Origin of the sequence: Shewanella sp. SW1 (genome assembly GCF_025653545.1) — a bacterium.
In the GTDB taxonomy this organism is placed as follows: Bacteria; Pseudomonadota; Gammaproteobacteria; order Enterobacterales; family Shewanellaceae; genus Shewanella; species Shewanella oncorhynchi.
This window is the reverse complement of sequence record NZ_JAKKSG010000009.1, coordinates 1-13,417: the sequence shown is the minus strand read 5'-3', so window position 1 is coordinate 13,417 and position 13,417 is coordinate 1. Positions and strand designations below refer to the sequence as shown.

At 43.9% G+C, this 13,417-nt stretch carries 12 protein-coding genes and 5 tRNA genes; 15 read left to right on the top strand and 2 right to left on the bottom strand.

What is annotated here, in order from left to right; translation table 11 throughout:
* Nucleotides 1-92: 92 nt before the first annotated feature.
* Nucleotides 93-1,412: a Na+/H+ antiporter family protein gene (locus tag L5M71_RS09590; protein ID WP_263205536.1), complete on the bottom strand. Its 1,320-nt coding sequence runs from the start codon at nucleotides 1,410-1,412 to the stop codon at nucleotides 93-95.
* A gap of 385 nt (nucleotides 1,413-1,797) precedes the next feature.
* On the opposite strand from L5M71_RS09590, the gene L5M71_RS09585 reads away from it, so the two are divergent.
* Nucleotides 1,798-2,403 (top strand): peroxiredoxin C, encoded by a 606-nt coding sequence (locus L5M71_RS09585; RefSeq protein ID WP_006081247.1) that lies wholly within the window; start codon nucleotides 1,798-1,800, stop codon nucleotides 2,401-2,403.
* A 101-nt stretch (nucleotides 2,404-2,504) separates the two neighbouring features.
* On the opposite strand, the gene rnt is transcribed toward L5M71_RS09585, so the two are convergent.
* A complete protein-coding gene (rnt, locus tag L5M71_RS09580; RefSeq protein WP_105252848.1) occupies nucleotides 2,505-3,176 on the bottom strand; it encodes a ribonuclease T in 672 nt (223 codons plus the stop codon).
* Nucleotides 3,177-3,317: 141 nt separating this feature from the next.
* Here rnt and motY point away from each other — a divergent pair, with 141 nt between their 5' ends.
* The 14 genes from motY (at nucleotide 3,318) to L5M71_RS09510 (ending at nucleotide 13,412) form a co-directional block, all read left to right on the top strand.
* Nucleotides 3,318-4,187 carry a flagellar protein MotY gene (gene motY / locus L5M71_RS09575; protein WP_113938782.1) on the top strand — a complete coding sequence of 290 codons (870 nt, stop codon included), beginning with the start codon at nucleotides 3,318-3,320 and terminating at the stop codon, nucleotides 4,185-4,187.
* A gap of 760 nt (nucleotides 4,188-4,947) precedes the next feature.
* The gene (locus tag L5M71_RS09570) at nucleotides 4,948-7,131 is read left to right on the top strand and encodes a prolyl oligopeptidase family serine peptidase (protein WP_113938781.1); all 2,184 of its coding nucleotides are present in this window, start codon (nucleotides 4,948-4,950) and stop codon (nucleotides 7,129-7,131) included.
* 171 nt (nucleotides 7,132-7,302) lie between these two features.
* Nucleotides 7,303-7,704: a tol-pal system-associated acyl-CoA thioesterase gene (gene ybgC / locus L5M71_RS09565; protein ID WP_006081251.1), complete on the top strand. Its 402-nt coding sequence runs from the start codon at nucleotides 7,303-7,305 to the stop codon at nucleotides 7,702-7,704.
* Nucleotides 7,694-8,380: a protein TolQ gene (tolQ, locus tag L5M71_RS09560; protein ID WP_028760350.1), complete on the top strand. Its 687-nt coding sequence runs from the start codon at nucleotides 7,694-7,696 to the stop codon at nucleotides 8,378-8,380. The genes ybgC and tolQ overlap by 11 nt, the downstream gene beginning before the upstream one ends.
* On the top strand, nucleotides 8,380-8,814 hold the full coding sequence (gene tolR, locus L5M71_RS09555; protein WP_113938780.1) for a protein TolR: 435 nt from the start codon (nucleotides 8,380-8,382) through the stop codon (nucleotides 8,812-8,814). Before tolQ ends, tolR begins: the two co-directional genes overlap by 1 nt.
* Nucleotides 8,815-9,858, top strand: a complete 1,044-nt coding sequence (tolA, locus tag L5M71_RS09550; RefSeq protein WP_263205534.1) for a cell envelope integrity protein TolA — start codon at nucleotides 8,815-8,817, stop codon at nucleotides 9,856-9,858.
* A gap of 11 nt (nucleotides 9,859-9,869) precedes the next feature.
* On the top strand, nucleotides 9,870-11,198 hold the full coding sequence (tolB, locus tag L5M71_RS09545; RefSeq protein ID WP_263163141.1) for a Tol-Pal system beta propeller repeat protein TolB: 1,329 nt from the start codon (nucleotides 9,870-9,872) through the stop codon (nucleotides 11,196-11,198).
* Nucleotides 11,199-11,244: 46 nt separating this feature from the next.
* On the top strand, nucleotides 11,245-11,778 hold the full coding sequence (pal, locus tag L5M71_RS09540) for a peptidoglycan-associated lipoprotein Pal (protein ID WP_028760346.1): 534 nt from the start codon (nucleotides 11,245-11,247) through the stop codon (nucleotides 11,776-11,778).
* 24 nt (nucleotides 11,779-11,802) lie between these two features.
* Nucleotides 11,803-12,549 (top strand): tol-pal system protein YbgF, encoded by a 747-nt coding sequence (gene ybgF / locus L5M71_RS09535; protein ID WP_028760345.1) that lies wholly within the window; start codon nucleotides 11,803-11,805, stop codon nucleotides 12,547-12,549.
* 142 nt (nucleotides 12,550-12,691) lie between these two features.
* Nucleotides 12,692-12,767, top strand: a tRNA-Lys gene (locus tag L5M71_RS09530).
* Nucleotides 12,768-12,952: 185 nt separating this feature from the next.
* Nucleotides 12,953-13,028 (top strand) — tRNA-Lys (locus tag L5M71_RS09525).
* Between the two features lie 59 nt (nucleotides 13,029-13,087).
* Nucleotides 13,088-13,163: transfer RNA gene (locus tag L5M71_RS09520), tRNA-Lys, on the top strand.
* Between the two features lie 38 nt (nucleotides 13,164-13,201).
* Nucleotides 13,202-13,277 (top strand) — tRNA-Lys (locus L5M71_RS09515).
* Nucleotides 13,278-13,336: 59 nt separating this feature from the next.
* Nucleotides 13,337-13,412, top strand: a tRNA-Lys gene (locus L5M71_RS09510).
* The last annotated feature ends 5 nt before the right edge of the window (nucleotides 13,413-13,417 follow it).

Below are 13,417 nucleotides of genomic sequence, written 5' to 3'. Positions count from 1 at the left end.
ATAAAAGTGAATACCCGAGATAAAAAACAGCGCGGAGAATGCCGCGCTGTTGTTACTTTCTAATACGGTAATGTAAACATCTGCGATAACACTTACAACACCATGGCTGCAATCCAACCAAACACTAATAGTGGAATATTGTAGTGGATAAATGTTGGTATCACGCTGTCACGAATGTGATCGTGTTGACCATCGGCATTCAAACCTGCAGTGGGACCTAAGGTGGAATCTGATGCTGGCGAGCCCGCATCACCCAGCGCGGCGGCAGTGCCAACTAACGCGATTGTGGCCGCTACTGAAAAACCAAAACTTAATGCCAATGGTACATATATCGTCGCGATAATTGGAATGGTGGAGAAAGACGAACCAATTCCCATAGTGATCAGTAGCCCAACCAGTAGCATCAAAAAGGCTGCGAGGGCTTTATTATCCCCAATAATCTCACTAAGCGAGGCCACAAGCGTACCCACTTCACCGGTTTCTTTCACTACAGCGGCAAAGCCTGCGGCTGAAATCATGATAAAGCCGATATTGGCCATCATTCGCACACCTTGGTTGAAGATATCTTGGTCGGCGACATGCTTCAAGGCACCCGAAAAACTGAAAATCATGAAGCCGACTAAGGCACCAAAAATCATAGAGTCAGTTTCGAGTTGTACGACGAGAGTGGCTAATATCGCCAGTGCAGCAATGATGATATTGCGTTTGTTGAGATTTTCTTCAGGTTCAGCGACCAACACTTTTGCCTCTTCGTAAGTCCGAGGTTTACGGTAACTGATGAATACTGCGGTGAGTAACCCTACGACCATACCCGCGGCAGGGATTAACATGGCTGGCGGAATTTGCTCACGAGCAGCGGCTAAGCCATTGCTGGTTAAGTTAGAAAGCAGAATATCATTTAAGAAAATGCCCCCAAAACCAATCGGTAAAATCATATAGGTGGTGACTAGGCCGAAGGTTAGAACACAAGCCACAAGGCGGCGGTCGATGTTCAGTTTGGTCATCACATGTAAGAGTGGTGGCACTAAAATCGGAATAAAGGCGATATGGATCGGTAAAATATTCTGTGAAGCCATCGACATGACGAGTAGCGATAACAGCAGTAACCAGCGTACCCAGTTAGTGTTAGTGGGATTAGGATCTTGTCCAAGGCTACTAATGATGCTTCTGGAAATCAGCGTCGTTAAACCTGAATGCGATAGTGCGACAGCGAAAGCACCTAATAATGCATAACTGAGCGCAATTTGTGCGCCGCCACCTAAGCCTGTATTAAAGGCATCTATAGTTTGGTGCAGATCCATTCCGCCTACCAATCCCGCCACGAGGGCGCTCACGGTCAGGGCAATAACCACATTCACCCTAGCTAAACTGAGTGCTAACATTAAGCACACTGCAATTACGACTGCATTCATTATCAATTTTCTTAATTCTTTAAGCCAAAGGAGCTATTTTCGACTGCAAAGGCAGTGGATGTCCAGTTTGCCGAGGGCTTATCTGAAAAATATCTGAAAATGTGATCATGCTGGGTTTTGTCTGTTAGCCGAATGTGGATTGCTCCGCACACTGGATACGCAGATTGCTCTATCCTTAGTCAGGCAAAACGGAAATACCCTTGAAAAATGTGATATTGGTCTTAAATAGGTTGTAAGGCACAGCACACGACTTATAATGCCTAAGGATTTGATTGGTAAGAACACCTTTTAATCAGTAAGGATTTAACTTGACCTAGGTTGAGAACATACTGGCTAGAAGGCATCTTGCCTTACACTTAGTTCAACTCATAGATGGAGATATAAAATGAGCGTATTAGTAGGCCGTCAGGCTCCTGATTTTACTGCTGCAGCTGTATTAGGTTCTGGCGAAATCGTTGATAGCTTTAACTTGACTGCAGCCATCAAAGGCAAACCAGCCGTCGTATTCTTCTATCCACTTGACTTCACTTTCGTTTGCCCATCAGAGTTGATCGCTTTTGATCACCGTATGGAAGAGTTCACTAAGCGTGGCGTAGAAGTGATTGGTGTGTCTATCGATTCTCAGTTTACCCACAATGCATGGCGTAACACCCCAGTTGAAAAAGGCGGTATTGGCCAAGTTAAATACACGCTAGTGGCTGATGTTAAACATGAAATCTGCAAAGCATACGATGTTGAGCATCCAGAAGCGGGTGTGGCTTTCCGTGGTTCATTCCTGATCGACAAAGAAGGCATGGTTCGTCACCAAGTCGTTAACGATCTGCCATTAGGCCGTAACGTTGATGAAATGCTACGTATGATCGATGCACTGCAATTCCATGAAGAGCACGGTGATGTTTGTCCTGCTGGCTGGGAAAAAGGCGATAAAGGTATGAATGCAAGCACTGAAGGTGTTGCTGCTTACCTGTCTGAAAACGCAAGCTCACTGTAATTAGTACTTTTCTAATCACAGTCGCCTGTTAAATGAAAAAAGCTGCCAATGGCAGCTTTTTTGTTTTTTCATTGCTGAAGATCTATTGTTAACTGTTCAATTTATTCCACAGTACCGCTTTCTGCATCCTGCGCATCCACGGCCAGTAACGGCCAGCCACCTAATGATTTCCAACGATTCACTATGTGACAAAAAAGCTCCGCGGTACGTTCGGTATCATATAGCGCCGAATGGGCTTCTTTATTATCGAAGGGAATACCCGCCATAATGCATGCCTTGGCAAGTACGGTATGACCAATGGCGAGTCCGGCAAGCGTAGCTGTGTCAAAGGTGGCAAAAGGATGAAACGGCGAGCGTTTTAAGTCGCAACGTTCTATCGCCTTACTCACAAAACCATGATCGAATGCCGCATTGTGCGCCACTATGATACTGCGATGGCAGTCGGAGGCTTTTTGGGCTTTCTTCACGGCTTTAAAGATTTCTAAAAAGGCTTCTTTCTCGCTCACCGCTCCCCGTAACGGATTAGTGGGATCAATACCGTTGAATGCTAACGCTTCGGGTTCTAAATTTGCACCTTCAAAGGGCTCAATGTGGAAGTGTAGGGTTTTATCGATTCCTATCACACCTTCATTGTCCATTTTTAGTAGGGTGACGGCAATTTCTAGCAACGCATCGGTTTGAGAGTTGAAGCCCGCAGTTTCGACATCAATGACTACGGGAAAGTAGCCTCGAAATCGGTATTTCAATTTGTTCGCGTCGCAAATGTCACTCATAAAGTACTCAAGAAAATTCACAGGGCGCTATTATGCTAAATGTGTTGGGGTGTGTCATGCTTGATTGGTGGTTTTATGAGCTAAAGGAACTAAATAGTTTGCCGATAAAGCCATGTAACCGATTAAACATGAGTAAAGGCTATGTGGCGAAAACTGATATTAGTATCAATTTTATGCGTTCCAGCAACTGCAATGGCAGAGTTGCGCCATTATGTCGCCTCTTTAAGTGATTCCCAGTGGCGAGTGAGTGAAAATACTCCCATCGTCTGTCGCCTTGAGCATGATATTCCTTCTTACGGTAAAGCGATTTTTACCAGTGAAGCGGGTAAACAGCAGAATATGACTTTTACCTTAGATATGTGGGTAAAACCTGATCAAGTGACGCAGGCGAAATTAATTAGCCGCGCGCCGCAGTGGCGTCCTGGTGTGGTATCGAAAGAGATCACTTCATTACATTATCAAAAGTACTTTAACGGTGAAGTGCCTAAGCGTGCAGCTTGGTCTATGTTGGCAGAGTTGAGTCGTGGTATGGAACCAACGTTTTACTATGCTGATTGGTATAACGAGTCGAATAAGATAGCTGTGGGTTTGTCTTCAGCTAATTTTGGCCGTAAATATACTGAGTTTAAAGCTTGTCTAGCGCATTTATTGCCCTATAGCTTTGAAGATATCGCTTTTACTGTATTAAATTACGATGAAGGCGGAACCGATTTAACTCGTTTCTCCCAGCAACAACTGTCTCGGGTGCAAGAATATTTAGCCTATGATCCCTTGGTAGAGTTAGTGCTGGTGGATGCGTATACCGACAGCTATGGCGGCCGTTCAGTAAACCAGAAAGTGTCGGATACACGAGCTGCGTCGGTAAAAGAGTTCTTTGTTGCCAGTGGTATTCCTCAAGATCGTATTGTCACATTCGGGCATGGTGAGCGTCGTCACGTGGCTTCCAATGATGATATGGATGAAAGGGCGCGTAACCGTCGTGTTGTTATACGGATCAGTAAACCTTTGTAGTGTTTGTTTTACCTAGGTTTTAAGTGTTTTCCAATGCCAAGTTTATGACTTGGCATTGTCGTTTTTAAAAGAAGGAGAGTTCAGGCAGTATGCCACTTTAATCGAATGATTCGCTCAATTTGCGAGTATGGGTAAAAATAATGAGATTTTTTAATTTGTAGTGATGACATATCCACCTCAACAAGTACTGCAGAAAGCGAGAGTGGGATAAGTACGAGTAATATAGATGAAGTATAAAACTTGGCCGTTGCAATAATCAGGATTGTGTTTGAAATGCTAAAAAAAAGCCCGCTTAAACTAAGCGGGCCGCAAAAATAATGCATTTGCAATCAACAAATTGAAGGAAGGAAGTCAAGCATAAGAACCAGAAAAGAAACTGAAGTGTTGGGAACACACCAGTTTAAAAGTTCTTTGTTTTCGATATCTGCAAGCAGTTATCTCCTGAAAACAAGCACATTCTATTGGGAAACCTGTTGTAAAACAAACGAGAAAAATTGCCCATAAACATTAGTAATTCTAATGACTGCAAAGGTGATTTATATCACTTAAGTCACTATTTACCTTGATTAATAACTTATAACTCACTATTAATGCATAATAATACACTTCAATAAGCTTATCCTTGCTGCTATTTTGTTAAATTCACGATACAGCTTAAAAAACTTCATATTAAGTTACGCCATTGCCATGATTTTTTTTGCTTGTATAGTACTTGCTGAAAAGGCCTTAAGCCCGAAACCATAAGAAGGACGACAACACGATGGCATTAAGATTTCGCCTTGCAAAGCAAGGTTTGTTAGTGGCCACATTGGGGATGGCACTCGGTGCCTGCCAAAGTGGCAATTCACCTGAGCAAAATTCGACTGAGCAGGCAAGCGCAACTAAACTCGTTTACCCTGTCACTGAAAAAGATGACCTCGTCGAAACCATTCATGGTGTTGCGGTGGCCGACCCTTATCGTCATCTGGAGGCCAATACACCTGAAACTGAAGAGTGGGTAAAAGAACAACAAGACTTTGGTCAAGCCTACCTCGCTAAGATCCCCAATAAACAAGCTGTGGTCGAACGTATTACAGAACTTTGGAATTACGAAAAAGTCTCTGCCCCGTTTGAAAACGGCGACAACCAATTTTACTACCGCAATGATGGCCTACAGGCGCAATCGGTTTTATATGTTAAAGGTTTAGATGGTGTTGAAAAGCCTGTTCTTGACCCAAATAAACTGTCTGCGGATGGCACTGTTGCCTTATCCGGCGTTGCTGTGAGTAATGACGGTAAAGTTTTAGCCTATGGTGTGTCAAATTCTGGCTCAGATTGGCAGCAATGGCAGTTCGTTGATATCGCAACTGGTAAGAAACTGGCCGATGAACTGAAATGGATTAAATTTTCTAGCGCAGTGTGGGATAAAGAAAATCAAGGTGTGTTCTACGCCCGTTATGATGCCCCTGCAGGGGGGGATGTCTTAGCTGACGTTAATTTTAACCAAAAAGTGTATTACCACAAATTAGGCACAGACCAACATCAAGATCTATTGATTTATGAGCGTCCACAGAATAAAGATTGGGGCTTTGGCATTGATGTCTCTGAGAAAGGTGAATACTTATTACTGTCGATTTCTCAAGGTACGGATAAGCGTAATCGTTTCTTCTATAAATCGTTATTTGAGCCTAAATCCCAAGTGGTGGAATTGATCCTCAAATTAGAAGCTGAATATGAGTTTCTCGGTAATGATGGTTCAGTGTTTTATTTCAAAACCGACTTAGAGGCGCCTAATGGTAAAGTGATTGCGATTGACACCCGCAATAGTGATAAATCGCAATGGCAAACGATTATTCCTGAGTCTAAAGATCCGATTAATAATGTCGCCATTATTAATGACCATTTAGTGGTGAGTTATTTACATGATGTGTTAGGTCAATTATCGATTTACAGTATGGGTGGTCAGAAGCGTCAAGATGTGGCATTGCCTGGTCTTGGCAATGTGGCAGGGCCTTTTGGTAAAGCCAGCAAAGATTATTTCTATTATGTGTTTAATAGTTATATTCAGCCTGAAACCACCTATAAGTTTGATTTTAAAACTGGTGGTTCAACTGTCATTGCTAAACCCAAAGTCTCGTTTAATCCCGATGACTATGTTTCTGAGCAGGTTTTCTATAGCAGCAAAGACGGTACGCGTGTGCCTATGATGCTCTCCTATAAAAAGGGCTTAGTGAAAAACGGTCAAAATCCGACATTACTTTATGCCTATGGTGGTTTTGCCATTTCGATGACACCACGTTTTAGCCCTGCCAATATCGCTTGGTTAGACATGGGTGGCATTTATGCCGTGCCGAGTTTACGTGGCGGTGCTGAGTATGGCGAAAGCTGGCATCAAGCGGGGATGTTCGACAAAAAGCAAAATGTGTTTGATGACTATTTTGCTGCTGCTGAATATCTGGTCAGCGAAAAATACACCAACAGCTCTAAACTCGGTGCCTATGGCCGCAGTAATGGTGGTCTGTTGATGGGCGCTGCTGTGACTCAACGTCCTGAACTTTTTGCTGCCGTATTACCTGCGGTGGGCGTGTTGGATATGCTGCGTTTCCACAAGTTCACTATTGGTTGGGCTTGGACGAGTGAATACGGCAGTGCCGATAAAGCAGAGCAATTCCCTGCGCTATTGGCTTATTCGCCCTATCACAATGTAAAAGCGCAAGCTTATCCTGCGACTATGGTAATGACTGCGGATCATGATGATCGTGTTGTGCCATTACACAGTTTCAAGTTTGCGGCCATGCTGCAGGAGAAACAGCAGGGCAATAAACCAGTCATTATGCGTATTGAGTCAAATGCTGGTCATGGAGCGGGTAAGCCCACGGCGATGAAGATCGACGAATTTGCCGACATCTACAGTTTCTTGTGGCAGAGTTTTGGCTTAACCTTGCCACAAGCTATCGCAAAATAACTAACTATGTTAATAAAATGGGGTCGTTTGACCCCATTCTCTTTTACAATTGCCCCTATTCATCTGAAACCCGCGCTATTCCTATCTATATCTTCATCGGGTCATTCACAAGTCTTGTTTCCCTAGGTATAGTAAGCGTCAATTTTTCAACCAAAATTTGCTTATTTTCAAATTATGTTTCATTGGCCAATTTCAGTCTATTACGAAGACACCGACGCTGGTGGCGTTGTCTATCATTCGAACTACCTCAACTTTTTTGAGCGCGCGCGAACCGAGTGGCTAAAAGCCCTTGGCGTGAGTCAGACTGCGTTATTAGCCGACGACACCGCTTTTGTCGTAAAGCGTGCGGAACTCGATTTTCGCAAAGCAGCACGTTTTGAACAGAACCTTATTGTTGAAACTAAGGTCATAGAGTTGAAAAAGGCCTCGTTGATCTTTCATCAACGCTTGGTCGATAAACAGGGAGACTGTTATTGTGAAGGCACAGTGCTGGTTGTTTGTGTTGCGCTATCACGTATGCGTCCCCGAGCTATTCCCTTAAATATTGTGCAGGAGTTTGACAGTGCAAGCTGATATGTCGATTGTTGGGTTATTTTTACAAGCCAGTTTATTAGTGAAATTTGTTATGTTCACTTTACTTTGCTTGTCGGTGATGTCTTGGACGGTGATTTTACAACGCCGTAGCTTACTGACATCCGCAAAAAGTAAATCGGCGAAGTTTGAAGACAAATTTTGGTCAGGTGTTGATTTAAACCGTTTGTATAAAGAATTATCATCTCGTCCAGATAATAGCGGTTTAGAGTCATTATTTGTGACTGGCTTTAAGGAATATTCACGCCTGAATAAATTAAATAGCAAAGTGCCCGATGCCGTCATGGATGGTACATCGCGAGCTATGCGTGTGACCTTGTCTCGCGAAATGGAAAAGTTAGAAGCTAACTTACCGTTATTAGCAACGATTGGTTCGACTAGCCCTTATATCGGTTTATTTGGTACGGTATGGGGGATCATGAATTCTTTTATCGCTATTGGTTCGATGGAAAATGCCACCTTAGCTATGGTTGCACCCGGTATTGCTGAAGCTTTGATTGCAACGGCTATGGGTTTATTTGCTGCAATTCCAGCGGTAATTGCGTACAACCGTTTCTCGACCCAAGTCGATAAATTAGAAATGGCTTACGCAAACTTTATGGAAGAGTTCTCCAGCATTTTGCATCGCCAAGCATACAGTGAGAAGGAAGGGGCATAATGCAACCAGCTTATCAGCGCAAACGTCGTCGCCCCGTTGCTGAAATCAACGTGGTGCCTTATATCGACGTCATGCTCGTGCTGTTAATTATTTTTATGGTAACAGCACCCATAGTGACCCAAGGGGTCAAAGTTGAGCTACCTCAAGGGGCGGCAGAAGTGTTACCCAATGACAGTAAGCCGCCCATTGTTGCTTCAATCGATGGTGACGGTGATTACTTCCTCAATAAAGGCGGTTCAACGAATGTGCCTATGGATTTGGAAGAATTGGCAACGGAAGTGGCTGCACTTATCGTGACTGAACCTGAGCGTCCTGTTGTGGTTAAAGCCGATAGAAATATTCCTTACGATAAAGTGATTCAGTTGATGGTGACACTGCAGCAAGCTGGCGTGCCATCAGTCGGTTTGATGACGGATTCACCCAAGGAGAAATAGGTGGCAGATAAGTCAGATGTAACATTACCTCTGTCAATTTCAGCGGGTATTCATATTGGCGTGATAATTATTCTGGCATTAGGAATAGATTTTTCTCACAAACCTGAGCCTATGCAACAAGTTAGCGCACCAGCAATCAAAGCGGTTATGGTTGATCAGCAAAAAGTGGCTAATCAAGTTGAGAAACTTAAGCAAGAAAAGCGTGATGCCGAACGCCGTGAGCAAGAACGTCAAGCCGAGCTTGAACGCAAAGTTCAAGAAGCGAAACAGGCACGCGAGCGCGAACAAGCTCAGATTAAACAGCTAGAGCAAGAACGTAAGCAGCAGGAAATTGAGATTCAAAAAGCCAATGAAGCGACCAAATTAGCCCAGGTGAAACAGCAGCAGGAAAAGGAAAAAGCGGTCAAAGCCGAAGCCGACCGCAAGCTGAAAGAGCAGGAGCGTAAGGTTGCTGAAGACGCTGCACAAAAAGCCGCTGAAAAACGCAAGGTTGAAGAAGCTGCTGCAGTGAAAGCTGAAACTGACCGTAAGCAAAAAGCAGATGCGGAAGCTAAAGCGGAGGCTGATGCCAAAGCTAAAGCGGATGCCAAAGCTAAAGCAGATGCCAAAGCTAAAGCAGATGCTAAAGCTAAAGCAGATGCTAAAGCTAAAGCGGATGCTAAAGCTAAAGCGGATGCCAAAGCCCGTGCCGATCAAGAGCAGGAAATGGCCGATGCATTAGCGGCGGAGCAGGCGGCATTGTCGCAAACCATGAGTAAACAAGTAGAAAGCGAAGTGGGTAAGTACACCTCGATGATTCAATCTGTCATACAACGTAATTTAGTGAAGAATGAATCGATGCGGGGCAAGACTTGTACTGTTTCAGTACGTTTAGCCAGCGATGGTTTTGTAATCAGTAGTCAAACAAAAAGCGGTGATGAATCGGTTTGCCGTGCTGCTAAGAGCGCGATTTTAAAGGCGGGTAAACTGCCAGTGTCACCGGATCCACAAGTATATAATTTTATGAAAGAACTTAACTTAATCGTTGAACCAACGTTTAATTAACAAGGAGTCACATGAAGATTTTGGCAAAATGGTTAACAGTGGCGATTCTGCTGTGCACCACCCCCGCAAAAGCGGCGCTGGATATTGTAATTACCGGAGGTGTTGATGCAGCGCGTCCGATTGCTGTGATGCCTTTTGTATGGCAAGGTCCTGGCGCACCGCCACAAGCGATTGCTGATGTGGTGATGTCTGACTTAGCTCGTAGCGGTACCTTTAAACCTTTAGACGAGCTCGGACTACCTCAGCGCAATATTGGTGCTTTGGCTCAGTTTCAACCTAGTTCATGGTCTAGCGTTGGCGCAGAAGCTGTGGTGTTAGGTACTGTGAAACCTTACGGGACCGATCAGTATTTGGTGAGCTTTGATTTAATCGATTTAGTTAAAGCACAAAACCAAGCATTGAAAGGCTCAGTCAGTGCTACAGAATTTTTGATGGACAGTCGCCAAACTGTGATTTCAGCAGCGCAATTTCGTCAATATGGTCATAGAATTAGCGATATCGTCTATGAAAAGTTAACCGGTATTCGCGGTGCATTCTTAACGCGGATCTCCTACGTCGTGGTCAATCATACTCAAAAAGCACCTTATCAGTTGATGGTTGCGGACTATGATGGTTTTAACGAGCAAATGTTACTGCGCTCACCTGAGCCATTAATGTCACCTACTTGGTCACCCGATGGGCGTCGTTTGGCGTATGTTAGCTTTGAAAATAAAAAAGCAGAGATTTTCGTACAAGACCTTTATACCCAAGTGCGCACTAAAGTGAGCTCTTTCCCTGGTATTAACGGTGCGCCGGCTTTCTCTCCTGATGGCAAATCTTTGGCTGTGACGCTGTCTAAGGATGGTCAGCCTGAGATCTATGTTATCGATATTGCGACAAAAGCGATTAAGCGTATTACCAATCACTATGCTATCGATACTGAACCATCATGGTATCCTGATGGGAAGTCGTTGATTTTCACCTCTGAACGTGGTGGTAGACCGCAAATTTATCGCGTAGAGTTAAGTTCAGGTAAAGTGAGTCGTGAAACATTTGAAGGTGAATGGAACCTTGGCGGTTCAATTACGCCAGATGGACGTAGTATGATTTTTGTTAACCGTACTAACGGTAAGTTTAATATTGCGCGTATGGACTTAAATACGCGTTTTATGCAGGTGCTAACCTCTACACGCTTGGATGAATCCCCAAGTGTGGCGCCTAATGGTACTATGGTCATATATGGCACTACACACCAAGGTAAGCAAGTATTAGCAGCTGTTTCTACGGATGGACGCTTTAAAGCGAGATTACCCGTGGGTCAAGGCGAGGTGAAATCACCTTCTTGGTCTCCGTTTCTCTAATGTTATACCTTGATTTAATCACATTTAATTTTATAAGGAACACGTAATGGATCTGAATAAGTTGTTAAAAGCTATGTTGGTAGCACTTCCAATTATGGCTATTAGTGCATGTAGCTCAACTTCAGAATCAGAAACTGATGCAATGGGCTCAACAAACGGTTCAGGTAGCGAACTGAATGGTGGCATTCAAACTGGTGGTGTGGGTGCTATGTTGTCATCTGAAGAGCAGCAACGTCAGCAGTTAGAAGAGTTGAGAAAAGAACACATCATTTACTTCGATTTCGACCGCAGTGAAGTTCAAACTGAATTCGCCGCTGTATTAGAAGCTCATGGTACTTACTTAGTTGAGCACCCAAGTGTGCGTGTACTGATTGAAGGTCATGCGGACGAGCGTGGCACTCCTGAGTACAACATTGCTCTGGGTGAACGTCGTGCTAAAGCCGTTGCTAAATACCTACAAGGTATGGGCGTACAGCCAAGCCAAATGAGCGTAGTCAGCTATGGCGAAGAAAAACCACTTGATTTTTCTCGCACTGATGAAGGTTTTGGCAAAAACCGTCGTGCAGTTTTAGTTTACTAAGATTGAATCTCGGAGAGTAACACAATGAAACGTGCCGTCTTAATTACGGCAATGTTCCTTGGTGCGGGCGCTGCAGTTGCAGCGCCTGCTCCTGTGGAAGATATTGCTGGTGGTTCGGGTGATGACAGACTTGCTCGTATCGAACGTATTGTAAAATCGAGACAACAAAGTGAGCTCGAGATGCAACGTCGTCTTGATACACTGCAGCAGGAAGTTCTCGATTTACGCGGTTTAACCGAACAACAGAATTATCAGATTGAGCAGATGCAAGAGCGTCAGCGTCAGTTATATGATGAGCTTGCTAATTTATCCTCAAAGGCATCTGCCGCACCTGCAGCTGCAGCGACATCTATCCCCTCTGTGGTATCGACCAATGCTGCCGCAAGTAGTTTAAGTGAAACTGCAAGTTATGAAAATGCCGTTAACTTAGTCTTAAAAGAGCGTAAGTATGACGATGCCATTCCTGCCTTCCGTGCTTTTATCAAACAATACCCAGACTCTGTGTATGCCGCGAATGCGAACTATTGGTTAGGACAGCTATTATTTAATAAGAGCGAATTTGCAGAAGCCAAACAAGCCTTCAAAACTGTGGTTGATCGTTTTAGTGATTCTAATAAACGTGGCGATAGTTTAGTGAAGCTTGGCATGATCGCCGAGAAAACCGGTGATAAAGCTGGTGCGATGCAATACTACCAACAAGTTGTCAAAGATTACGCAAATAGCGCCGCAGCACGCATTGCACAGCAGCAACTGGCTGCAATTAAAGCGTAATTAACTAAAAAACATACTCTTAGTCTGTTTTTCATGCAAACGACAAAAAATTGGGAATTTGCGCTTGCATGAGAAGATGAAAAAGGTATTATAGGCGCCCTCAGAGCGGCGAGGTCGTTCGGGGCGTGAAATACCAGTAAATGGGTCGTTAGCTCAGTCGGTAGAGCAGTTGGCTTTTAACCAATTGGTCGAAGGTTCGAATCCTTCACGACCCACCACTTAATCTAATAAATAGAATAAGTTAGTGGTATTTAACGAGATAGTCAGTAGTACAATTTGTCGTTAGCTCAGTCGCTTTTTTATAAAGCTAGGGCAGTTGGCTTTTAACCAATCAGTCGAATGGTTCTAATCCTTAATGACACACCACTTTACTGAAAGTGCATAAATCAGCGCAACATCAGATGGGTCGTTAGCTCAGTCGGTAGAGCAGTTGGCTTTTAACCAATTGGTCGAAGGTTCGAATCCTTCACGACCCACCACTTATTATTCGCATTGTTGATGCCAAAATAAGTGAACATTTTTATCGTAATACCTAGATGGGTCGTTAGCTCAGTCGGTAGAGCAGTTGGCTTTTAACCAATTGGTCGAAGGTTCGAATCCTTCACGACCCACCACTTTACTGAAAGTGCATAAATCAGCGTTATACCTCGATGGGTCGTTAGCTCAGTCGGTAGAGCAGTTGGCTTTTAACCAATTGGTCGAAGGTTCGAATCCTTCACGACCCACCACTTATTATTCGCATTGTTGATGCCAAAATAAGTGAACATTTTTATCGTAATACCTAGATGGGTCGTTAGCTCAGTCGGTAGAGCAGTTGGCTTTTAACCAATTGGTCGAAGGTTCGAATCCTTCACGACCCACCACTTTT

Excerpts from the sequence above, each read along its gene's own strand:
- ybgF (WP_028760345.1), top strand. The coding sequence starts at position 11,803 with ATGAAACGTGCCGTCTTAATTACGGCAATGTTCCTTGGTGCGGGCGCT.
- pal (WP_028760346.1), top strand. The coding sequence starts at position 11,245 with ATGGATCTGAATAAGTTGTTAAAAGCTATGTTGGTAGCACTTCCAATT.
- motY (WP_113938782.1), top strand. The coding sequence starts at position 3,318 with ATGTGGCGAAAACTGATATTAGTATCAATTTTATGCGTTCCAGCAACT.
- L5M71_RS09585 (WP_006081247.1), top strand. The coding sequence starts at position 1,798 with ATGAGCGTATTAGTAGGCCGTCAGGCTCCTGATTTTACTGCTGCAGCT.
- tolB (WP_263163141.1), top strand. The coding sequence starts at position 9,870 with ATGAAGATTTTGGCAAAATGGTTAACAGTGGCGATTCTGCTGTGCACC.
- tolR (WP_113938780.1), top strand. The coding sequence starts at position 8,380 with ATGCAACCAGCTTATCAGCGCAAACGTCGTCGCCCCGTTGCTGAAATC.
- L5M71_RS09570 (WP_113938781.1), top strand. The coding sequence starts at position 4,948 with ATGGCATTAAGATTTCGCCTTGCAAAGCAAGGTTTGTTAGTGGCCACA.
- rnt (WP_105252848.1), bottom strand. The coding sequence starts at position 3,176 with ATGAGTGACATTTGCGACGCGAACAAATTGAAATACCGATTTCGAGGC.
- L5M71_RS09590 (WP_263205536.1), bottom strand. The coding sequence starts at position 1,412 with ATGAATGCAGTCGTAATTGCAGTGTGCTTAATGTTAGCACTCAGTTTA.